We start from the raw sequence: 21,556 nt of genomic DNA, 5'->3' as shown, positions 1-21,556 counted from the left end.
ACTTAGCCGCCGCCGCGCCGCAAGTCCAGCGTGAACGGGTAGTGCGGGGACAGCTGCGCCGGCGCGACGCGCACTTCGCCGGGAGTGTGGCCGAAGCGGAAGAAGCGCGCGAGGCGCCGCGCTTCGGCCGCGAAGGCGTTGACGGGGAAGTCGTCGTAGCTGCGGCCGCCCGGATGCACCACGTGATACTGGCAACCGCCGAGCGAGCGGTGCTGCCAGGTGTCGACGAGATCGAAGGTCAGCGGCGTGTGCACGCCGATCGTCGGCTGCAGGCAGCTCGGCGGCTGCCACGCGCGGTAACGCAGACCCGCGACGAACTCGCCGTTGGTGCCCGTCGGGTGCAGCGGCAGTGCTTCACCGTTGCAGGTCACGACATGCCGATCCTCGACCAGGCCGCGCACGCGCACCTGCAGCCGTTCGAGTGAGGAGTCGACATAGCGCGCGGTACCGCCGCCGGTGTTCTCTTCGCCGAGCACGTGCCAGGGTTCGAGCGCCGCGCGCAGTTCGACGTCGACGTTGTGCGTGGCGAATTCACCGAGCTTCGGGAAGCGGAACTCGAGATGCGGCGCGAACCACGCCGGATCGAGCGCATAGCCGGCGTCGGCGAGCTCAGCGAGCACGTCGCGGAAATCGTCCCACACGAAATGCGGCAGCATGAAACGGTCGTGCAGCTCGGTGCCCCAGCGCTTGAGCCGTGCCGGCTGGTAGGGCCGCTGCCAGAAGCGCGCGACGAGCGCGCGCATCAGCAGCTGCTGCGCGAGGCTCATTCGCGCATGCGGCGGCATTTCGAACGCGCGCAGCTCGAGCAGACCGAGGCGGCCCGTCGCGCCTTCGGGCGCGTAGAGCTTGTCGATGCAGAACTCGGCGCGGTGCGTGTTGCCGGTGACGTCGATCAGCAGGTTGCGGAACACGCGATCGACGAGCCACGGTGCGACCGGGGTGTCAGTGCCCGGCTGCTGGCGGCGCAGTTCGCGCATCGCGATTTCGAGTTCGTACACCGCTTCGTGACGCGCTTCGTCGGCCCGCGGCGCCTGGCTCGTCGGGCCGATGAACAGGCCCGAGAACAGGTAGGACAGCGAGGGGTGGCGGTTCCAGTAGAGCACGAGGCTCTTCAGCAGGTCCGGCCGGCGCAGGAACGGCGAGTCGGGTGGGGTGACGCCGCCGAGCACGACATGGTTGCCGCCGCCGGTGCCGGTGTGGCGCCCGTCGACCATGAACTTCTCGGCGCAGAGTCGCGACTGCCGCGCCTCCTCATAGACGCCGCGGGTGATCTCGACGGCCTCGCGCCAGTTGCGCGCGGGGTGGATGTTGACCTCGATGACGCCGGGGTCGGGCGTGACCTTGACGACGTTCAGCCGCGGATCGTGCGGCGGTGCATAGCCCTCGATATGGACGGGCTGGTTGCGCTCGCGCGCCACCGCCTCGACGCTGGCGACGAGATCCAGATAGTCCTCCAGCCGCTCCACCGGCGGCAGGAAGACGCACAGGACATTGTCGCGGATCTCGAGGCTGATCGCGGTGCGCACATGCTCACCACCGATCTCCTGCTCGGTCCGGTCCTGCGCGGGGGCGCCGCCGGATTCGACCGAGCGCGACATCTGGTGGGGGGAAGCCTGCGGGGGCGAGGGCGCCTCCACCTGGATCGGCGGGTCGGCGGCGGGGCTAAAGCCGCCGGCGGCGCGCGGCAGCGGCGGGCGCGCCTCCATCGGGTCCTGCGGATGGATATGGGGATACTCGGCCTTCGGCACCACGGGCAGCGAGCCGAGCGGCAGGCGGTAGCCGACAGGCGAATCGCCCGGCACCAGGAAGAGCTTGCCGCGCCGCAGCTTCCATTTCTCCGAGCGCCAGCGCTTGTCGCCGGCTTGAGCTTGCCAACGCTGTACCGGGATGACGTAGCCGCGCGGCTTGCCCAGGCCCAGCTGGAAGACCTGCTGCATCCGCGCCCGCTCCTCCGGATCGGCGAGTCGCGGGTCGAGCGGATCGACATTGTCGGGAAGCTGCGCCTCCTTCAGCAGCCAGTATCCGGTGTCCTCATAGGCCGGCACGACATGGTCGGCGCCGAGTCCGAGGCGGTCGGACAATCCCTCCGCCAGCGCTTCCGCATCGGCCATGGTCGCGCCGGCTTCGAGTTCGCGGTCGCTCCCCGTCGGCGCGCCCGGTTCGCGAGCGATGAGTGACGCGTCGCGCCAGATCGGCTCGCCATCGGCGCGCCAGTAGAGCGCGAAGGCCCAGCGCGGCAGGCTCTCGCCGGGATACCATTTGCCCTGGCCGTAATGCAGCATGCCGCCGGGCGCGAAGCGCTCGCGCAGGCGCCGGATCAGCACGTCGGCCCGCTGTCGCTTGGTCGGCCCGACGGCGGCGATGTTCCATTCCTCCCCGGTCTGGTCATCGACCGAGACGAAGGTCGGCTCGCCGCCCATGGTTAGCCGCACATCGCCGGCCCGGAGATCGGCCTCGACCTGCTCGCCGAGCGCGTCGAGCTGCTGCCAGGACTCGTCCGAGAACGGCAGGGTGATCCGCGGCACCTCATGCACGCGCGCCACGCTCATCTCGAAGTCGAAACTCGTCTCGGCATAGCTCGCCAGGCCCGAGACGGGGGCGGCCGAGCGGTAGTGCGGCGTCGCCGCCAGTGGCAGATGGCCCTCGCCGGTGAGCAGGCCCGACGTCGGATCGAGCCCGATCCAGCCGGCACCGGGGATATAGACCTCGGCCCAGGCGTGGAGGTCGGTGAAGTCCTTGTCCGTGCCGCGCGGCCCCTCGAGCGGGTCGATGTCGGCCTTCATCTGGATCAGGTAGCCGGAGACGAAGCGGGCCGCGAGCCCGAGATGCCGCAGGATCTGCACCAGCAGCCAGCTCGTGTCCCGGCAGGAGCCGGATTTGATGCCGAGCGTGTGCTCCGGCTCCTGCACGCCCGGCTCCATGCGGATGCCGTAGGCGATGGTGCCGGCCAGGCGCGCGTTGAGGTCGACGACGAAGTTGACGGTGTTGGTGGGCTCGCGCGCCACCGTCGCGAGGAAGTCGGTGAGCAGCGGCCCGGCCGGCTCCGTCACCAGATAGGGCGCGAGTTCGGCCCTCAGCTCCTCCGGATAGGCGAAAGGGAAGATCTCGGCATCGGTCTCGACGAAGAAGTCGAAGGGATTGATGATCGACAGCTCGGTGACGAGATCGACCTCGATGCGGAACTCGCGCACCGGCTCCGGGAAGACATAGCGCGCCAGCCAGTTGCCGCTGGGATCCTGCTGCCAGTTCACGAAATGCTCGGCCGGGGTGACCTTCAGCGAATAGCTGTTGATCGCCGCCCGGCAATGCGGCGCTGGCCGCAGGCGGATGATCTGGGGGCCGAGCGTGACCGGCCGGTCATAGCGGTAATGCGTGACGTGGTGGAGCGCGGCGATGATGGCCAAGGGCTGGGCACCTGCTTCTCATGGGCCGGCGAGCGCCGGAGCGTGCTCACGTTAGCGAGGCGGGGAGGGCGCGCAAAGCCGCAACTCGCAACGCATTGCCCGATCCTCGCCAGGCCGATGCACAAGAACTGTGCAGCAACATCTGGACATGGGCCTCGTCCTGCTGGACAGAAGCCGCCGACTGGTTCCACATTCACGCCAATGGCCGCATGGCGGCCGACAATCCGAACCGATGGGGAATGCGATGCGTCACGTTGCGAAATTGATGGTGGCGTCGGCCTTCACGGCCTTGCTGGCGACGACCGCCCAGACCACCGTGGCCCTGGCCCAGACCCCGAAGGACACGGTGGTCATGGCCAAGCAGATCGACGACATCATCTCGCTCGATCCGGCCGAGGCCTTCGAATTCTCCGGCGTCGAGGTCGTCACCAACCTCTACGACAAGCTGATGGGCGTCGACCTCGCCAAGAACAACGAACTCGTTCCCGAACTCGCCCAGAGCTGGAGCGTCACGCCCGACAACCTGACCTACACCTTCAAGCTGCGCCCCGGCGTGAAGTTCCACTCCGGCAACCCGCTGACGGCGGCCGACGTGGTCTATTCCTTTCAACGCGCCGTGACGCTGAACAAGTCGCCCGGCTTCATCCTGGCCCAGTTCGGTTTCACCAAGGACAACGTCACCGAGAAGGTGAAGGCGAGCGACGATTCCACCATCGTCATCACCGTCTCCAAGCCCTTCGCGCCGACCTTCTTTCTCAACTGCCTGACCTCGGGGGTCGCCTCGATCGTCGACAGCAAGCTGGTCAAGGCCAATGAGAAGGACGGCGACTGGGGCAATGGCTGGCTGAAGCAGAATTCGGCCGGCTCGGGCGCCTACAAGGTCCGCGCCTACCGTCCCAACGAGCAGTACACGCTCGACGCCAACGAGGCCTGGTACAAGGGCGCGCCGAAGAACAAGCGCATCGTCGTGCGCCATGTCGCCGAGCCGGCCTCGCAGCGCCTGCTGCTCGAGAAGGGCGACATCGACATCGCCCGGAACCTCTCGAAGGACCAGCTCGCCGCGGTGAAGACCAACAAGGACGTCGAGCTCGTCCAGGGCGACAAGGGCTACATTCTCTATCTCGGCCTCAACACGAAGAACCCGAACTTCGCCAAGCCGGAGGTGCGCGAGGCGCTGAAGTACCTCGTCGATTACGCCTCGATCGAGCGCAACATCGTCGAGGGCACCTACAAGGCGCACCAGTCCTTCCTGCCCAAGGGCTTCCTCGGCGCGATCGACGACAAGCCCTATTCCTACAACCCCACCAAGGCCAAGGAACTGCTCGCTAAGGCCGGGCTGCCCAACGGCTTCACCGTCACCATGGACGTCCGCTCGGTCAGCCCGATCACCGATATCGCCCAGGCCATCCAGGCCAACTGGGGTCAGGCCGGCATCAAGCTCGAGCTGATCCCGGGCGACGGCAAGCAGACCCTGACCAAGTACCGCGCCCGCACGCACGACATCTATATCGGCCAGTGGGGCCCGGACTATCTCGACCCGCACACCAATGCAGAGACCTTCGCCATCAACGAGAACAATGGCGAGGATGCGAAGTCGAAGACGCTGGCCTGGCGCAACGCCTGGGACATCCCCGAGATGACCAAGACCACGCAGGCCAACGTGCTGGAGACGGAGGCCGCCAAGCGCGCCGCCGTCTATGGGACCCTGCAGCGCGAGCACCAGAAGGTTTCGCCCTTCGTCATCATGTTCCAGCAGGTCGAGGTGTCGGCCGATCGCAAGGGCGTCAAGGGCTGGGTCATCGGGCCGAGTTCGGACACCAATTTCTACGCGCCGATCTCGAAGAACTGAGTTTCGCGACAACGAACCCCGCCTCGGCCGATCCTGGCCGCGGCGGGGTTTTTGCTTCCGGGTGGCCCGGCAAGGCCGGTCCGCGTAGCCAAGAAAATGGAATGAAGCTGGCATGACGAGCGTGGTGGAAAGCCCTGTTCGCAGGCGTTCATGGGGCGAAACGGCAGGACGCTGGGCGAGGATCGCCTCGCGCGAACTCGTCACCGTGGCGATCACCATCTTCGGCCTGCTGCTGATCACCTTCTTCATCGCCCGCGTCATCCCGATCGACCCGGTACTCGCGGTCGTCGGCGACAATGCCCGGCCCGAGACCTACGAGGCCGCGCGCATCGAGCTCGGCCTCGACAAGCCGCTCTGGCAGCAGTTCGCGATCTATGTCGGCAAGGTCTTCACCGGCGATCTCGGCCGCTCGGTGCTGACCTCGAACACCGTCGTCGACGACATCAAGCGCGTCTTTCCGGCGACGCTGGAACTGGCGACGCTCGGCACGCTGATCGGCTGCCTGCTCGGCATCCCGCTCGGCGTCGTCGCGGCGGTCTATCAGGGCCGCTGGCCCGACCAGGTCGCCCGCATCATCGGTCTGTTCGGCTATTCCATCCCCGTCTTCTGGCTCGGCCTGATGGGGCTGCTTTTGTTCTACGCCAAGCTCGGCTGGGTCGGCGGGCCCGGTCGCGCGGGCGTCGCCTTTCAGGACCTGATCACGCCGGTCACCGGCATCCTGATGATCGACGCCGCGCTCGAGGGCGACTGGGAGGCGGTGCGCGACGCCTGGTCCCATCTCGTCCTGCCCGCATCCGTCCTAGGCGTCCTCAGCGTCGCCTATATCAGCCGCATGACCCGCAGTTTCATGATCACCGAGCTGCAGCAGCAATATGTCAGCGCCGCGCGGGTGAAGGGGCTGTCGGAGTTCCGCGTGGTCTGGCGCCATGCCATGCACAACGCCTTCGTGCCGCTGGTGACGGTGATCGCCGTCTCCTACATGCACCTGCTCGAAGGCTCGGTGCTGACCGAGACGATCTTCGCCTGGCCAGGCCTCGGCCGCTACCTCACCAACTCGCTCCTCAACGCCGACATGAACGCGGTGCTGGGCGGCACGCTGGTGATCGGCGCGGTCTTCATCGGCGTCAACCTGCTATCCGACATTCTCGGCCGGCTGGTCGATCCGCGTACGCGCTGAGGCCGGTATGACCACCTGGACCGACTATCTCCTCACCGATTCCCCGTCCTCCCGCCGCCAGGCGCGGCTCGGGCAGATCTACCGGAAATGGCTCGCCTTCCGGCGCAATCCGCTCGCCATGGTCGGGCTTTGCATCATCATCGCGCTGCTGCTGGTCGCGGCCTTCGCGCCGCTGATCGCCACGGCCGACCCGCTGGCGCAGAACCTGGACCGCCGCCTGCTCCCGCCTTCGGGCACCAATTTCTTCGGCACGGATTCGCTGGGCCGCGACATCTTCAGCCGCATCATCTACGGCACCCGCGTCACGCTGGTGATCGTGCTGCTCGTGGTCGTCTCCGTCGGGCCGATCGGCCTGCTGATCGGCGCGGCCTCGGGCTATCTCGGCGGCTGGGTCGACCGGGCGCTGATGCGCATGACGGACGTTTTCCTGGCCTTTCCACGGCTCGTGCTGGCGCTCGCCTTCGTCGCGGCGCTCGGCCCGGGGCTGGAGAACGCGGTCATCGCCATCGCGATCACCGCCTGGCCGCCTTACGCCCGCGTTGCCCGCGCCGAGACGCTGATCATCCGCCAGCAGGACTACATCGCCGCGATCCGCCTGCAGGGCGCCTCGCAATGGCGCATCGTCTGGAAGCATGTCGTGCCGATGTGCCTGCCCTCGCTGATCGTGCGGACCACGCTCGACATGGCCGGCGTCATCCTCATCGCCGCCGGCCTCGGCTTCCTCGGGCTCGGAGCCCAGCCGCCGATCCCCGAATGGGGCGCGATGATCTCGGCCGGCCGCGAGCAAATCTTCGACCAGTGGTGGGTCGCGACCTTCCCCGGCATCGCCATCTGCATCGTCGCGCTCGGCTTTAACCTGCTCGGCGACGGCCTGCGCGACGTCATGGATGCAAGGTGAGCGAGATGGACCAGCCCCTCCTCGAACTCGACAATCTGCGCGTCGATTTCCACCCGCCGACCGGCATCGTCCACGCCGTGCGCGGCCTGACCTTCACGCTCGGCCGCGAGCGGCTCGGCATCGTCGGCGAATCCGGATCCGGCAAGTCGATGACCGGTCGCGCCATCCTCGACCTGATCCCGCCGTCCGGAATCGTCACGGCCGACCGCATGGTCTTCCGCGGGCGGGATCTCCTCACCATGGACAAGCGCGAGCGCCGCAAGCTGCGCGGCCGCCGTATCTCGATGGTGATGCAGGACCCGAAATTCTCGCTCAACCCGGTCCGTACCGTCGGCGACCAGATCGCCGAAGCCTATCGCGTCCATCACAAGGCCAGCGCCCGCGAGGCGAAGGACCGCTCGCTCGCCATGTTGGAGCAGGTACAGATTCGCGAGCCGGCGCGCGTCTACGAACTCTATCCGCACGAGGTCTCGGGCGGCATGGGCCAGCGCGTCATGATCGCGATGATGCTGATCGCCGAGCCTGATATCCTGATCGCCGACGAGCCGACTTCGGCGCTGGACGTCACCGTCCAGCTGCAGATCCTGAAGATCCTCGACGATCTCGTCACCCAGCGCGGCATGGGGCTGATCTTCATCAGCCACGACCTGCATCTGGTGCAGTCCTTCTGCGACCGCGTCATCGTCATGTATGGCGGCAAGGCCATGGAAACGCTGCCGGCGGCCGAACTCGCCGACGAATCCGCCCGCGCCCGGCGTCACCCCTACACGCTCGGCCTGCTCGGCTGCCTGCCGGACCTCGACCATCCCAAGGCCGAACTCGCCACGCTCACCCGCGACCCGGCATGGCTGGCATGATGGGCTTCGCTCGCCTCTGTCATTCCGGGGCTTCGCATCGCGAAGAACCCGGAACCCACGGCCGGGTTGAACCTGCATGCAGTCCGGATGGTGCGCCCAGTCATGGCTTCCGGGTTCGCTGCTGCGCAGCGCCCCGGAAAGACAGCGAGTTGCCCGCATGACCACTCGACCCGCCATCCGCGTCGAAAACCTCAACGTCTCCTTCGGCGACTCGCATGTCGTGAAGGACCTGTCCTTCTCAGTCGCCTCCGGCGAGAGCTACGGCATCGTCGGCGAGTCGGGCTCGGGCAAGTCGACCGTGCTGCGCGTGCTCTCGGGGCTGAACCGGGACTGGAGCGGCACCGTCGAGATCGCCGGACGGACCCAGCCGAAGATCCGCGACAAGGCCTTCTACCGCGCCGTGCAGATGGTCTTCCAGGACCCCTATGGCTCGCTCCATCCCAAGAAAACGGTCGACGATACGCTGGCCGAGCCGCTCGCCATCCACGGCATCAGCGATGCCGAGAGGCGGATCGGGCGGGCGATGGGGGAGGTCGGGCTGCCCTCCTCCTTCCGCTTCCGCTATCCGCACCAGCTCTCCGGCGGCCAGCGCCAGCGCGTCGCCATCGCGCGTGCGCTCGTGCTTGAGCCCTCGATCCTGCTGCTCGACGAGCCGAACTCGGCGCTGGACGTCTCGATCCAGGCCGAGGTGCTGAACCTGCTGCAGGCGCTGCGCCACGAGCGCAAGCTGACCTACATCCTCGTCAGCCACGATCTCGCCGTCGTCGGCCATATGTGCGAGCGGCTGCTGGTCATGCAGTTCGGCCGCGGCGTCGAGGAGATGACGGCTCAAACCCTGGCCGCCCGCAGCCCGCAGACCGACTATGCCCGGCAGCTCTTGACCGCGAGCGAGGGCTTCCGCCGCGGCTGACGGCCGTCGGCCCTGCGATCTCAGCGTTTGGCAATCGCGGCGCTTGGTCTCATTCTCGTCGCACGCCCACCGTCCAGTCGGACGCCGCGCCGGATTCGCGGACGGGCACGGAGACGACTGAACGATGGACGATCTTGCCGGCCGCATCCTGCGGCCCGAAACCATTCCCGAGCGCACGCCGGTGCCCGCCTTCGACCTCGTGATCTTCGGCGCGGGCGGCGATCTCGCCATGCGCAAGCTCTTTCCGGCGCTCGCCCAGCGTAGCCGCGAAGGCGTCCTGCCCGGTGAGAGCCGCATCCTCTGCATCGTTCGCAAGCAGGAGGATGTCGAGGGGCTGCCGAAACAGATCGCGAAGCGGCTGAAGGAGGAGGGGCTCTCGCCCGATCATATCCACGCCTTCCAGCAGCGCCTGACCATCGTGCTGCTCGATGCGGTGAAGCCCGAGACCTACAAGGCGCTGAAGATGGCGCTCGGCGACGACGGCCGCGTCCGCTCGTTCTACCTCTCGACGCCGCCCGACCTCTTCATCCCGATCTGCGAGAACCTCGCCGCCGCCGATATCCTGACGCCGACCTCGCGCGTCATCCTCGAGAAGCCGCTGGGGCGCGATCTCGCCTCCGCGCGCGAGATCAACGACGCCGTCGCCCGCATCCTGCCGGAGGACCGCACCTACCGGATCGATCATTATCTGGGCAAGGAGACGGTCCAGAACCTGCTGGTGCTGCGCTTCGCCAACACGCTGTTCGAGCGCTCCTGGACCGGCCGCGACATCGACCATGTCCAGATCACGGTCGCGGAGACGGTCGGCCTGGAAGCCCGCGCCGGCTATTACGACAAGGCCGGGCAGATGCGTGACATGGTCCAGAACCATCTCATGCAGTTGCTGACCCTCTTCGCCATCGAGCCTCCGAACATGCTCGAGGCCGGCGCCGTTCGCGACGAGAAGATCAAGGTGCTGAAGGCGCTGCGCCCTATCGTCGGGCCCGATGTCGAGCGCTACACGGTGCGCGGCCAGTACGGCACCGGCCAGATCGACGGCCAGCGCGTGCGTGCCTATGCCGACGAACTCGGCCACCTCAGCAACACCGAGACCTTCGTCGCCATCCGTTGCGAACTCGACAACTGGCGCTGGGCCGGCGTCCCGATCTACCTGCGCACCGGCAAGCGCATGGCGCAGCGCTATTCGGAGATCGTCGTCACCTTCAAGCCGGTGCCGCATTCGATCTTTGGCGGCGGCTCCTGCGACAGGCTCTATGCCAACCGCCTGCTGATCCGCCTGCAGCCCAATGACGGCGTCCAGCTCCAGCTGATGATGAAGGTGCCGGGCTCCGGCCGGCTCAAGATCGTGCCGCGCCAGCTCGATCTGCGCTATTCCACCGCCTTCGACGAGCGCACGCCCGATGCCTATGAGCGGCTGCTGACCGACGTCATCCGCGGCGACCAGACGCTGTTCATGCATCGCGACGAGGTCGAGCAGGCCTGGCGCTGGGTCGATCCGATCATCGCCGGCTGGCAGGACTATGCGCCCCATCCGCACCGCTACGCCGCCGGTTCCTGGGGACCGTCGCAGGCGATCGGCCTGATCGAGCGCGAGGGCCGCTCTTGGGCCGATCCGGATTTCGAGTGATGCAGCCGAGCCCTCCTCCCCTTGGTCCCGTCGCGTGGCACCGCTTCGCGACACTCGCCGATGCCTCGGAGGCGCTGGCGGAGGCCGTTGCCATTCGCTTGCGCGCGCTGCTCGCGGCGCAGGGTAGCGCTTCGCTCGCCGTTCCCGGCGGCACGACGCCGGCGCGCTTTCTCGCAGCGCTCGGCACCCGCGACCTAGCCTGGGAGAGGGTGACGCTGCTGCCGACAGACGAGCGTTTCGTCGCCGCCGATGACGCGGCTTCCAACGAGCGCATGATGCGCGCGCAATTTGCACCGCTGCGCGAGGGGCGGGTCCGCTTCCTGTCGTTCCATGACCGAGGCAGCGACATTGAAGTGGCGGCTGTCGCGCTCGCCTCGGAACTGTCGACCCTGCCGCCGCTGGATCTCGTCGTCAGCGGCATGGGCGCCGACGGGCACATCGCCTCGCTGTTCCCCGGCGAGGAGGCGAGCTTCGGAGCGCAGCCCGACAGCGGCGTCTGCATCGCCACGCCGCCAGGCCTGCCACCGCGTCTCTCCCTGTCGCCTGCACGTCTCGTCGGTACGGGTTGGGCGAGCCTGCTGGTCTCGGGCAGCGAGAAGGAGGCCGTGCTGAAGGCCGCACCGGATCGCGCCTCGCCGCTGCCGGTCGACCTGCTGCTGGACCGCCCGCAGGGCCTCGACGTCTACTGGGCGAAAGAGTAGACCGCCCGCACCCGTTCAAACGATTGAAAGACGCCGACCATGGACGAGACCGCTGCGGTTGCCCGCCTCGAAGCCTGTGGCGTGATTCCGGTCGTGGTGATCGAGGACGCCTCGCGCGCCATCGATCTGGCGCATGCCCTCGTCGCCGGCGGCATCGACGTCGTCGAGGTCACGCTGCGCCGCCCGGCCGGGCTGGCTGCGCTGGAAGCCATCGCCAGATCGGTGCCGGGCGCGCTGCCGGTCGCCGGCACGGTCGTCACGCCGGCGCAGGTCGCGCAGGTCAAGGATGCCGGCGCCAAAGCCGTGGTCAGCCCCGGCTTCAGCGAGTCGGTCGACGAGGCGCTGAAGGCGGCGGGCCTGCCCTGGCTGCCGGGTGTCGCCACGGCGTCGGACTGCATGCGCGCGGTCGCCGCCGGCCGCACCGTCGCGAAGTTCTTCCCGGCCGAGACGGCGGGCGGGCCACCTGCGCTGAAGGCGCTGTCGGGTCCATTCCCCCAGATGCGCTTCTGCCCGACCGGCGGCGGCGGCCTGAACAATCTCGCGAGCTACCTCGCCTTGCCGCAGGTCATCTGCGTCGGCGGCTCCTGGCTGGTGCCGGCCGACGCCATCGCCTCCGGCGACTGGTCGCGGGTGACGCAGCTCGCGAAAGAGGCGAGCGCGGCGTTCAAGGCGTTGCGAGGCTGACCGCTCGCGTCATTCCCGGGCGGAGCAAAGCGCAGACCCGAGAATCTCTCGCAGACTGGAACGCGGGCACGGAGGCCTCATCGGCCTGAGATGCTCGGGTCTTCGCCCGAGCATGACGTCCGCTATGCCCCCAGCCGCTCCACAACCATCTCCGCGATGGCCAGCGAACTCGTCAGCCCAGGGCTCTCGATCCCCAGCAGATTGACCAGCCCGTCCACGCCATGGACGGCCGGCCCGTCGATACGGAAATCGGGCATCGGCTGGGTGGAATCATGCAGCTTAGGGCGGATGCCGGCATAGTCGGCGACGAGCGCGCCGTCGGGCAGGGCCGGCCAATAGGTCCGGATCGCAGCGTAGAACTTCTCGGCCCGCTGCGGATCGACGACGAGATCCTGGTCGTGCTGGACCCATTCGACGTCGGGCCCGAACTTGACCCGCCCGCCCATGTCGATCGTGGCGTGGATCCCCAGGCCCGCGGCTTCCGGCACCGGATAGACCAGATGCGAGAAGGGCTGCTTGCCCAGCAGCGCGAAGTAATTGCCCTTGGCATAGTGCTGCACCGGCACATGCTCGGCCGGGAAACCCTCCAGCGCGCCGAGCAGTTTCGGCGCGCCATGGCCGGCCGAATTGACGATCGTCTTCACCGAATAGGTCGCGGGCTCCGCGCCGCCGAAATCGACGCTGAAGCCATCCGCCTCGCGGCGCCAGCCGGAAATCGGCGTGTTGAGCGCGAGCGACCCGCCCGCCGCCTCGCATTCGCCGAGCAGCGACAGCATGAAGGCGTGGCTGTCGACAACGCCCGTCTCGGGCGAGAGCAGCGCGATTTCGCAGCGCACCTCCGGCTCCCTCGCCTTCGCTTCGGCGGTGTCGAGCCAGCGCAGGCTGTCGACGCCGGACGCCAGCGCGCGCGCCATGATCGTCTCCAGCGCCGGCTTCTGTGCCGCGCTGGTGGCGACGATCAGCTTGCCGCAGGCCTTGTGGGGCAGGCCGCGCTCGCCGAGATAGGCATAGAGCCGCTTGCGCCCCTCGACGCAGACCTGCGCCTTCAGCGAGCCCGGCGGATAGTAGATCCCCGCATGGATGACCTCGCTGTTGCGCGCCGAGGTCTGGGTGCCGATGCCATCGGTGGCTTCAGCGATGACGACCTCGCGACCGGAGAGCGCCAGGGCGCGGGCCGTCGCGAGGCCGACCACGCCGGCCCCGATCACCAGGCAATCGATGTCGTGCATGGGAGATGCGCCCTTCAGGCCTTGGCCGGCATCGCGGTCTCGACGAGGTTCGCCCAGTAGGTCACGCCGACCGGGATGACCTCGTCGTTGAATTCATAGGCCGGGTGATGGAGGCCGGCCGACTCACCATTGCCGATATTGATGAAGGCGCCGGGACGCTCCTCCAGCATGTAGGAGAAGTCCTCCGAGCCCATGGTCGGCGGTACGCTGGTGTCGACCTTGCCCTCGCCGAAGGCGGCCTCGATCGTGCCGACCACGAACTCGGCCTGCGCCGCATGGTTGAAGGTGACCGGGTAGCCGTGGAGATAGTCGCAGACGAAGCTCATTCCGAAAGCCGTCATGATGCCGGCGGTCACCTCCTTGATGCGCTTCTCGGCGAGCTCGCGCATCTGCGGCGTCAGCGTCCGCACCGAGCCCTTGAGCTCGACGGTCTGCGGAATGACGTTGAAGGCCTCGCCCGCATTCATCGCGGTGACCGAGACCACGATCGAATCGAGCGGGTCGGCATTGCGCGAGGAGATCGTCTGCAGCGCGGTCACGAGCTGGCAGGCGGCGACGATCGGATCGTTGACTCGGTGGGGGGCCGCGGCATGGCCGCCCTTGCCCTCGATTTTGATGTGGATGCGGTCGGCGGCGGCCATGGTCGGGCCCTTGCGCACGTCGAACTGGCCGACGGGGAGGCCCGGCTTGTTGTGCATGCCGTAGACCTCCTGGATGCCGAAGCGGGTCATCAGCCCGTCATCGATCATCGCCTTGGCGCCGGCGCCGCCTTCTTCCGCAGGCTGGAAGATCACCACCGCCGTCCCATCGAAATCGCGCGTCTCGGCGAGATACTTGGCAGCACCGAGCAGCATGGCGGTGTGGCCGTCATGGCCGCAGGCATGCATCTTGCCCGGCACGGTCGAGCGATGCTCGAGGTTGGTCTCCTCATGGATCGGCAGCGCGTCCATGTCGGCGCGCATGGCGATGACCTTGCCCGAACCCTGGCCGCGGCCCTTGATGACGCCGACCACGCCGGTCTTGCCGATGCCGGCCACGACCTCGTCGACGCCCCATTCCGTCAGCTTCTGCGCGACGACGCCGGCCGTGCGGTGCACGTCGTACATCAGCTCCGGGTGCCGGTGCAGGTCGCGGCGGATGGCCGTGAGCTCCGGGTGGATGGCGGCAATCAGTTCGGTCTTGGGCATCGGGACCTCGAAAAGCGCGGGTGAGATCCACCGGCGGTGGATCACGTCAGGAGAGGAATGAAAAGAACCGCTCAGGCGTCGGCCGGCACGTAGCGGCGCGACAGCTCGTTGCGGTCGTCATAGGACGCCTCGAAGATCGCGGCCGCCAGCGTCGCGCGCACATGCAGCGTGTCGGTGCCGATGTTCTTGAAGCCATGGCGGGCGCCGGCCGGCACCAGGACGGACTGGTTGGCGGTGACGACCATCGTCTTGTCGCGCAGATAGATCTCGGCCGTGCCGCCCATGACCTCGAGCACCTCCTCGACCGCGTGCAGATGCATCGGCGCGCCCAGGCCCGGCTCGCAGAACTGCTCGAAGATGCAGAGCTGCTTGCTTTCGACCATGGCGGAAACCCGCATCTCGGTCATGACGCCATCGCGCCATTTGTCCTGCGGCTGCGTCTTGTGGTCGAGGATCGTCATGGGCATGCCTCCGCTTCGTTTGCGCCCGCCGTTGCGGCCCCGGCCGCATCGGTCGGGCGCGACACCGAATTCCACAAGCCCGAACGGGGGGCAGCGTCAAGCACGGGCACTGCGACCCTGCCGCGCGCCCGCGGCACATCCGGTTCAGACACCGAACTGCGTCCGCCAGGCGGCGATGTCGTCGAGCGCGACATTCGAGCCGCAGAGCACGAGCCCGACGCGCTCGCCGGGTTTGAAGATCTCCTTGCGCGCCAACGCCGCGGCGACCACGCAGGAAGCGGCCGGCTCCAACAGCACGCGCCCGTTCTGCAGCACCCAGCCGATCTCGCGCACGGCCTCGGCGTCGGGCACGATCACGATGTCCTCCAGGAACTGCCGGGCGGCCGCCATCGTTCGCTCCGTCGCGAAGGGGGCGCCCAGCGTGCGCGCGATCGAGGTCGGGCGGATCGGCACCGGCTGGCCGGCCGCCAGCGCCTGCGTCATCGCGGTCGCGCCTTCGGTCTCGACGCCATGGATGCGCAGGGCCGGGTCGAGCCCCTTCATCGCCGCGCCGACACCGGCCGCGAAACCGCCGCCGCCGATCGAGATGAAGACATGATCGAGCCGCCCGCCGGCATCGTTGTTCATCTCGAGCCCGAGCGAGCCATGGCCGGCGATGATCGCCGGATCGTCATAGGAATGGATGTTGGTCATGCCCTGGGCGGCGTAGTCTTCGGCCTTGGCGAAAGCCTCGATCGAATCCGCGCAGAGCTCGATCTCGGCCCCGAGCGAACGCGCCATCTCGACATTGAAGGCAGATGCATTCTGCGGCATCAGCACCAGTGCGCGGCAGCCCATCGTCTTGGCGACCAGCGCCACCGCGATCGCATGATTGCCGCCGGATACGGTGACGACGCCGCGGGCGAGCTCGCGCTCGCTCAGCCCCATCAGCTTGTTGAAGCAGCCGCGGACCTTGAAGGAGCCGCCGAGCTGCAGGCTCTCGACCTTGACCACCGTCTCGACGCCCAGCCGCGCCGATAGCCCGGCGCTATGAAAGGTCGGCGTGCGCCGGATCTTGCCGGCGATGCGCACGGCGGCGGCCTGGATGTCAGCGAGCGAGACGTCGAAATTCATTTGGTGCCTCTCATCTACGGCTGCCGTTATAGGGGCGCGCGGCGATGGACGGAAACGGATCGTTGGCAGCGGCATGCTGGAGGCTTAGGACATATATCAGGCTCGGCCCATCGGTTGGCTCGGCACGAAACCTGCCTCGCGCCGCATTTTGGAGAGACGCGTGACGATGACCCCCAAGGAGATGCTGGCCCGGCTGGTTTCGTTCAACACGGAATCCCAGCGCAGCAATCTCGATCTGATCCATTTCTGCCGCGATTATCTCGCGGGTCTCGGCGTCGAGAGCACGCTGGCGTTCAATGCCAACGGCGACAAGGCCAATCTCTATGCCACGATCGGGCCCAAGGGCGCTGGCGGTGTCGTGCTCTCCGGCCACACCGACGTCGTGCCTGTCGCCGGACAGGACTGGAGTTCCGATCCCTGGACGCTGACCGAGCGGGACGGCAAGCTTTTCGGCCGCGGCACCTGCGACATGAAGGGTTTCGACGCCATCGCGCTGGCGCTGGTGCCGGAGATGCTGGCGGCGCCGCTGAAGCGGCCGATCCACATCGCGCTCTCCTACGACGAGGAGGTCGGCTGCCAGGGCGCGCGGGTGATGATCGAGGCGATGACGAAGGATGGAATGAAGCCCGCCGCGGTCATCGTCGGCGAGCCCTCGATGATGCAGGTGGTCACCGGCCACAAGGGCGGCATGCGGATGAGGACGACGGTGCGCGGCCATGCCGTCCACTCCAGCCGTGTCGATGTCGGCGTGCCCGCCGTGATGATCGCGGGTCGGCTGATCGACTGGCACAACCAGGCCATGGCCGAGAACAAGGCCCGCACCGCACCGGGCAACGGGTTCGAGCCGCCCTATACCACGCTTCATGTCGGCGTCGTGAATGGGGGGACGGCGGTCAACATCACCGCCGAGCATTGCATGTTCACCCACGAGGTCCGCTGCATTCCCGGCGAGAGCTTCGAGAGCTACGAGCAGCGCTACCGCGCCGAGGTCGTGGCGCTGGAGGAGCAGATGCAGGCGATCGCGCCCGAGACCGGCATCGACTTCGTCGTCACTTCCGACACTCCGGCGATGGGGCCGGAGGAGAACGGCGTCGCCGAGGAACTCTGCCGCCGGCTGACCGGTGACAATGGCCGCCACGTCGTCGCCTATGGCACGGAGGGTGGCCTGTTCCAGCGCGCTGGCTGGTCGACCGTGGTCTGCGGCCCCGGCGACATCGCGCAGGCCCATCAGCCCGACGAGTTCATTTCGCTGGCGCAGCTCGATGCGGGAACGCAGTTCGTCCGGAAGCTGATCGCGGAGCTTTCGCGCTGAGAGCGAGCCCAAGTGCTCCGGGCCATTTGATCCGTCCATCGGAACCAACCGGTTTCAGCTGGCCAGGGCAACGGAGTTTTTAGAGAGTCGTGTCACTGCTTCTCCACCGGGGAGGGGGCAGCGGCATGGCGGGAGACGGATGGAGGGCGTCGCGGACGCTGTGGGCCCTCGTCGGCGCGATCTCGCTGCTCAGCCTCGCCATCTGGTCGACCACCGGAGTGGGCCTGAAGGCCGGCGACCTGCTCGTGATTCTCGGCGTCGTCGCGAGTCTCCTCGCGATCTCGGCCTTCTACACGCAGCGTCGCCCCGACGAGCGCCTCGCCCGTTTGACGCGCGCGATGGCCGAACTGATCCTCCTGATCTTCATGGTCGGATCGCTGTCCTATAGCGGCACATCCCTCGCCATGCCTCTGCGCGACGACTGGTTCCAGGCGATGGACGTGGCCCTGGGCTTCGACTGGCGCTTCTGGCTCTCCGTGCTCGACGCCCATCCGGCCGCTCACCAGGTTCTCGTCCTCGCCTATCACTCGATGCTGCCGCAGACGGCGCTGCTGCCGATCGTCCTCGCGGCGATCGGAGCCTTCCGTCATCTCGACCGGTTTCTGTTGAGCTATGTGCTCGCGGCGATCGTGACCGTGGCCGTCGCGACCCTGCTGCCCGCGCTGAGCCCCGTGGTCCATCTCGGCGTCACGCCGGCGGACCATCCCAACATCGTCCTGGCCGTTCCGCTCGAATTTGCCCAGCATGCCCAGGCGCTGCGCGACGGCAGCATGAAACTGGTCGATCTGAACGGCGCCCAGGGGCTGGTGACCTTCCCGAGCTTCCACACCGTCTCGGCCGTGCTGCTGATGTTCGGCTTCTGGGCGGCGCCCTACTGGCGCTGGTTCGGGGTCGGTCTCAACGGACTGATGCTGGTGGCGATCCCCATCGAGGGCAGCCATTACCTCGTCGACGTCATCGCCGGGGCCGCGCTGGCTGTTGCGGCTTGGGCGGCGGCGGAATGGCTCCTGACGCGCGAACGTCACCGAGCCGCCTTGGCTGATCCGGAGTTGGCACCCGCCGCGGCCGTCTGACCCGACAGAGCGGCCCGAGACTGATCACGGTTTGGGCAGATTGCTCGGAAATGCCATGCGTCGGGGGCGCAGGTCCCCCGTGACTCGCGCAGAAGCTGCCCCTAACATCTCTCGCTTCGGGCACCGACGGTGCCTGCTTGGGGAGGTGTTTTTCGATGAAAGCGCGTGTCTTCGGCCTTGCGGCCGCTTTGCTCGGGGTTTCGCTGCTGGCACTGAGCGCCGCCGAGGCCCGACCCCTGAAATGGGCCGCCGCGGGCGATGCCCTGACGATCGACCCCCACGGGCAGAACGAGGGGCCCACCACCTCGCTCAACCAGCACATCTATGAGAGCCTGACCGAGCGTGACCACACCGGCAAGCTGCTGCCGCTGCTGGCGTCGTCCTGGCGGGTCCTCCCCGACGACCCGACGACCTGGGAGTTCAAGCTGGTGTCGGGAGTCAAGTTCCATGACGGCTCGCCCTTCACCGCCGACGACGTGGTGTTCTCCTATGAGCGCGCCATGCAGCCGACCTCCGACTTCAAGGGTTATCTCACCTCGGTCGAGAAGGTCAGCAAGGTCGACGACCAGACGGTGCGCATCAAGACCAAGGGGCCGAACCCGCTCCTGGTCAACAACACCTCCTCGATCCGCATCATGAGCAAGGCCTGGGCGGAGAAGAACAACGCCACCAAGGCGCAGGACTTCAAGAACAAGGAAGAGAATTTCGCCGTCCGTAACGCCAACGGCACCGGCCCCTTCATCCTCGTCTCGCGCGAGGCCGACGTGAAGACGGTGATGAAGCGCAATGACGCCTACTGGAACAAGGACAAGGTCCCGCTCGAGATCACCGAGCTGACGCTGGTGCCGATCAAGCAGGACGCGACGCGTGTCGCGGCGCTGCTCTCCGGCGAGGTCGACTTCGTCCAGGACGTGCCGGTGCAGGACATCGCGCGGCTGAAGAACCAGCAGAACCTGCGGGTCAACTCGGGCGCCGAGAACCGCACCATCTTCTTCGGGATGGACGTCGCCTCCGCCGATCTCAAGGGCGACGACGTGCAGGGCAAGAACCCCTTCGCCGACAAGAAGGTGCGTCAGGCCCTCAACATGGCGATCAACCGACCGGCGATCCAGCGTGTCGTCATGCGCGGCGAGTCGGTGCCGACGGGCGTTATCATGCCTCCCTTCGTCAATGGCTGGACCAAGGAGCTGGACTCCTTCCCGGCGGTCGACAACGCCAAGGCCAAGGCTCTGCTGGCGGAAGCCGGCTATCCCAACGGTTTCTCGGTCACGCTGCACTGCCCCAATGACCGCTATGTCAACGACGAGGGCATCTGCCAGGCGGCTGTGGGCATGTTCGCGCAGATTGGGGTCAAGGTGAACCTGGTCTCGCAGTCGAAGTCGATCCACTTCAACCTGATCCAGAAGAACCCGCCGGAGACAGAGTTCTACCTCGTCGGCTGGGGCGTCCCGACCTATGATTCAGACTATATCTTCTCCTACATGTACCATTCGCGCACGGGCTCGCAGGGCTCCTGGAACGCGACCGGCTTCAAGAACGCCGAGATCGACACGATGATCGAGTCTCTGTCGAAGGAGGTCGACCTGCCCAAGCGTGACGCCACCATCGCCAGGCTCTGGACCCGGCTGAAGGACGCGACGATCTATCTGCCGATCCACAACCAGTCGCTCAGCTACGCGATGAAGACCTCGCTCGATATCCCGGTCGATGTCGGCAACAACCCGAAGCTGAAGATGGTGAGCTTCAAGGGCTCGTAGTCCCTTCGTCGTCCTGACTCATGTGCCTCGGCGTCATCCCGGACAAGCCGCGCAAGCGGCGTAGCTCCGGGATCCATCATGGAGCACCGTCCCGCCCTATGATGGATCCCGGAGCTCCGCTTTGCTGCGTCCGGGATGACGCGAAGGGTGTGTTTTCGGCCGGATCGGTCTTCGGAAAGTAACCCCGCAATGCTCGCCTACATCCTGCGCTCGCTGATGCAGGGCATCGTCGTGATGCTGGCGGTGGCCTTCATCGCCTTCTCGATGTTCCGCTTCGTCGGTGACCCCGTCGTGAACATGCTCGGCCAGGAGGCGACTCTGCAGGACCGCGCCGAGCTGACCGAGCGTCTCGGCCTCAACGATCCCGTGCCGCTGCAGTTCGCCCGCTTCGTCGCCGATGCGGCGCAGGGCGATTTCGGCATCTCCTACCGCCAGGGCCGCAAGGTCTCCTCGCTGATCCTCGAGCGCCTGCCCGCGACGGTGGAACTCGCCGTGCTCTCGGCGATCTTCGCCTTCGTCACCGGCATCGCGCTCGGTGTCTATGCCGCAATCCGGCGCGATGGCTGGATCGCCAATCTGGTGATGGCGCTCTCGCTGATCGGCGTCAGCCTGCCGACCTTCCTGATCGGCATCGGCCTGATCTACATCTTCGCCGTCGAATTGCGCTGGCTGCCCTCCTTCGGCCGCGGCGACACGGTCGCGGTCGGCTGGTGGACGACCGGGCTGCTCACCACGAGCGGACTCAAATCGCTGGTCATGCCGGTGCTGACGCTGGGCTTCCTGCAGCTCACGCTGATCATGCGCCTCGTCCGCTCCGAGATGCTGGAGGTGATGCGGGCCGATTTCATCCGCTTCGCCCGGGCGCGGGGCATTCCCGAGCGCCGCATCGAGTTCCGCCACGCGCTGCGCAACACCCTGATTCCGGTCATCACCATCGCCGGCGTGCAACTCGGCGGCGTCATCGCCTTCGCCATCGTCACCGAGACGGTGTTCCAGTGGCCGGGGCTCGGCGCGCTCTTCGTCAACGCGGTTCAGTTCGTCGACGTGCCGGTGATGTCGGCCTATCTCCTGTTCGTCGCCTTCGTCTTCGTACTGACCTCGCTCCTGGTCGATCTCGTCTATGTCGCGCTCGATCCGCGCCTGCGCAGCGGCAATCCGGCGATGGCGAAATGAGGTCGCTCGGTACCTCCACCGTCATTCCGGGGCGCCGCGCAGCGGCGAGCCCGGAACCCATGAACACGACGGATTCGGAAGAGGCGGCGCGCGCGATGATCATTGCGGCAGACACAATGTTCATGGGTTCCGGGCTCGGCCCTC

At 67.2% G+C, this 21,556-nt stretch carries 17 protein-coding genes; 12 read left to right on the top strand and 5 right to left on the bottom strand.

From position 1 onward, the window contains the following. Nucleotides 1–2: 2 nt before the first annotated feature. Nucleotides 3–3,404: a transglutaminase family protein gene (locus Q8M82_RS08955; protein ID WP_305691016.1), complete on the bottom strand. Its 3,402-nt coding sequence runs from the start codon at nt 3,402–3,404 to the stop codon at nt 3–5. Nucleotides 3,405–3,756: 352 nt separating this feature from the next. Here Q8M82_RS08955 and Q8M82_RS08950 point away from each other — a divergent pair, with 352 nt between their 5' ends. From Q8M82_RS08950 to eda, 8 genes are all read left to right on the top strand, one after another. After that, nucleotides 3,757–5,253, top strand: a complete 1,497-nt coding sequence (locus tag Q8M82_RS08950; RefSeq protein ID WP_305691015.1) for an ABC transporter substrate-binding protein — start codon at nt 3,757–3,759, stop codon at nt 5,251–5,253. Nucleotides 5,254–5,365: 112 nt separating this feature from the next. Next, nucleotides 5,366–6,430, top strand: coding sequence for an ABC transporter permease (locus Q8M82_RS08945; protein ID WP_305691014.1), 1,065 nt, complete (start codon nt 5,366–5,368; stop codon nt 6,428–6,430). Further along, entirely contained in the window at nt 6,414–7,328 is a 915-nt protein-coding gene (gene nikC, locus Q8M82_RS08940; RefSeq protein WP_371126283.1) for a nickel transporter permease, read from the top strand. Before Q8M82_RS08945 ends, nikC begins: the two co-directional genes overlap by 17 nt. A gap of 5 nt (nt 7,329–7,333) precedes the next feature. Next, nucleotides 7,334–8,185 (top strand): ABC transporter ATP-binding protein, encoded by an 852-nt coding sequence (locus tag Q8M82_RS08935; protein ID WP_305691012.1) that lies wholly within the window; start codon nt 7,334–7,336, stop codon nt 8,183–8,185. Nucleotides 8,186–8,342: 157 nt separating this feature from the next. After that, nucleotides 8,343–9,095, top strand: a complete 753-nt coding sequence (locus tag Q8M82_RS08930; protein ID WP_305691011.1) for an ABC transporter ATP-binding protein — start codon at nt 8,343–8,345, stop codon at nt 9,093–9,095. 124 nt (nt 9,096–9,219) lie between these two features. Beyond that, the gene (gene zwf / locus Q8M82_RS08925) at nt 9,220–10,722 is read left to right on the top strand and encodes a glucose-6-phosphate dehydrogenase (protein ID WP_305691010.1); all 1,503 of its coding nucleotides are present in this window, start codon (nt 9,220–9,222) and stop codon (nt 10,720–10,722) included. Further along, nucleotides 10,722–11,423, top strand: coding sequence for a 6-phosphogluconolactonase (locus tag Q8M82_RS08920; protein ID WP_305691009.1), 702 nt, complete (start codon nt 10,722–10,724; stop codon nt 11,421–11,423). The genes zwf and Q8M82_RS08920 overlap by 1 nt, the downstream gene beginning before the upstream one ends. 39 nt (nt 11,424–11,462) lie before the next feature. After that, nucleotides 11,463–12,107 carry a bifunctional 4-hydroxy-2-oxoglutarate aldolase/2-dehydro-3-deoxy-phosphogluconate aldolase gene (eda, locus tag Q8M82_RS08915; RefSeq protein ID WP_305691008.1) on the top strand — a complete coding sequence of 215 codons (645 nt, stop codon included), beginning with the start codon at nt 11,463–11,465 and terminating at the stop codon, nt 12,105–12,107. Between the two features lie 122 nt (nt 12,108–12,229). Here eda and Q8M82_RS08910 read toward each other — a convergent pair whose 3' ends face one another. From Q8M82_RS08910 to Q8M82_RS08895, 4 genes are all read right to left on the bottom strand, one after another. Next, a complete protein-coding gene (locus Q8M82_RS08910) occupies nt 12,230–13,336 on the bottom strand; it encodes an NAD(P)/FAD-dependent oxidoreductase (RefSeq protein ID WP_305691007.1) in 1,107 nt (368 codons plus the stop codon). A gap of 14 nt (nt 13,337–13,350) precedes the next feature. Beyond that, nucleotides 13,351–14,523: a M20 aminoacylase family protein gene (locus tag Q8M82_RS08905; protein WP_305691006.1), complete on the bottom strand. Its 1,173-nt coding sequence runs from the start codon at nt 14,521–14,523 to the stop codon at nt 13,351–13,353. 71 nt (nt 14,524–14,594) lie between these two features. Next, the gene (locus tag Q8M82_RS08900) at nt 14,595–14,984 is read right to left on the bottom strand and encodes a cupin domain-containing protein (RefSeq protein WP_305691005.1); all 390 of its coding nucleotides are present in this window, start codon (nt 14,982–14,984) and stop codon (nt 14,595–14,597) included. Nucleotides 14,985–15,128: 144 nt separating this feature from the next. Next, nucleotides 15,129–16,097 carry a threonine ammonia-lyase gene (locus Q8M82_RS08895; RefSeq protein ID WP_305691004.1) on the bottom strand — a complete coding sequence of 323 codons (969 nt, stop codon included), beginning with the start codon at nt 16,095–16,097 and terminating at the stop codon, nt 15,129–15,131. 166 nt (nt 16,098–16,263) lie between these two features. On the opposite strand from Q8M82_RS08895, the gene argE reads away from it, so the two are divergent. The 4 genes from argE (at nt 16,264) to Q8M82_RS08875 (ending at nt 21,412) form a co-directional block, all read left to right on the top strand. Further along, a complete protein-coding gene (gene argE, locus Q8M82_RS08890; RefSeq protein WP_305691018.1) occupies nt 16,264–17,409 on the top strand; it encodes an acetylornithine deacetylase in 1,146 nt (381 codons plus the stop codon). 125 nt (nt 17,410–17,534) lie between these two features. Continuing rightward, nucleotides 17,535–18,482, top strand: a complete 948-nt coding sequence (locus Q8M82_RS08885; RefSeq protein WP_305691003.1) for a phosphatase PAP2 family protein — start codon at nt 17,535–17,537, stop codon at nt 18,480–18,482. Nucleotides 18,483–18,637: 155 nt separating this feature from the next. Further along, the gene (locus Q8M82_RS08880) at nt 18,638–20,239 is read left to right on the top strand and encodes an ABC transporter substrate-binding protein (RefSeq protein WP_305691002.1); all 1,602 of its coding nucleotides are present in this window, start codon (nt 18,638–18,640) and stop codon (nt 20,237–20,239) included. A 189-nt stretch (nt 20,240–20,428) separates the two neighbouring features. Continuing rightward, on the top strand, nt 20,429–21,412 hold the full coding sequence (locus Q8M82_RS08875) for an ABC transporter permease (protein WP_305691001.1): 984 nt from the start codon (nt 20,429–20,431) through the stop codon (nt 21,410–21,412). Nucleotides 21,413–21,556: the final 144 nt, after the last annotated feature.

It is taken from the genome of Allobosea sp. (genome assembly GCF_030694325.1).
Taxonomy (GTDB): domain Bacteria; phylum Pseudomonadota; class Alphaproteobacteria; order Rhizobiales; family Beijerinckiaceae; genus Allobosea.
This window is presented reverse-complemented; position numbering and strand designations above follow the sequence as displayed.

What these genes read in the sequence shown, in the direction of transcription:
- Q8M82_RS08910 (WP_305691007.1), bottom strand. Translation starts at nt 13,336, where the DNA reads ATGCACGACATCGATTGCCTGGTGATCGGGGCCGGCGTGGTCGGCCTC.
- Q8M82_RS08885 (WP_305691003.1), top strand. Translation starts at nt 17,535, where the DNA reads ATGGCGGGAGACGGATGGAGGGCGTCGCGGACGCTGTGGGCCCTCGTC.
- Q8M82_RS08950 (WP_305691015.1), top strand. Translation starts at nt 3,757, where the DNA reads ATGGCCAAGCAGATCGACGACATCATCTCGCTCGATCCGGCCGAGGCC.
- zwf (WP_305691010.1), top strand. Translation starts at nt 9,220, where the DNA reads ATGGACGATCTTGCCGGCCGCATCCTGCGGCCCGAAACCATTCCCGAG.
- Q8M82_RS08880 (WP_305691002.1), top strand. Translation starts at nt 18,638, where the DNA reads ATGAAAGCGCGTGTCTTCGGCCTTGCGGCCGCTTTGCTCGGGGTTTCG.
- argE (WP_305691018.1), top strand. Translation starts at nt 16,264, where the DNA reads ATGACCCCCAAGGAGATGCTGGCCCGGCTGGTTTCGTTCAACACGGAA.
- Q8M82_RS08905 (WP_305691006.1), bottom strand. Translation starts at nt 14,523, where the DNA reads ATGCCCAAGACCGAACTGATTGCCGCCATCCACCCGGAGCTCACGGCC.
- Q8M82_RS08875 (WP_305691001.1), top strand. Translation starts at nt 20,429, where the DNA reads ATGCTCGCCTACATCCTGCGCTCGCTGATGCAGGGCATCGTCGTGATG.
- Q8M82_RS08920 (WP_305691009.1), top strand. Translation starts at nt 10,722, where the DNA reads ATGCAGCCGAGCCCTCCTCCCCTTGGTCCCGTCGCGTGGCACCGCTTC.
- Q8M82_RS08945 (WP_305691014.1), top strand. Translation starts at nt 5,366, where the DNA reads ATGACGAGCGTGGTGGAAAGCCCTGTTCGCAGGCGTTCATGGGGCGAA.
- Q8M82_RS08930 (WP_305691011.1), top strand. Translation starts at nt 8,343, where the DNA reads ATGACCACTCGACCCGCCATCCGCGTCGAAAACCTCAACGTCTCCTTC.
- Q8M82_RS08895 (WP_305691004.1), bottom strand. Translation starts at nt 16,097, where the DNA reads ATGAATTTCGACGTCTCGCTCGCTGACATCCAGGCCGCCGCCGTGCGC.
- Q8M82_RS08900 (WP_305691005.1), bottom strand. Translation starts at nt 14,984, where the DNA reads ATGACGATCCTCGACCACAAGACGCAGCCGCAGGACAAATGGCGCGAT.
- Q8M82_RS08935 (WP_305691012.1), top strand. Translation starts at nt 7,334, where the DNA reads ATGGACCAGCCCCTCCTCGAACTCGACAATCTGCGCGTCGATTTCCAC.
- eda (WP_305691008.1), top strand. Translation starts at nt 11,463, where the DNA reads ATGGACGAGACCGCTGCGGTTGCCCGCCTCGAAGCCTGTGGCGTGATT.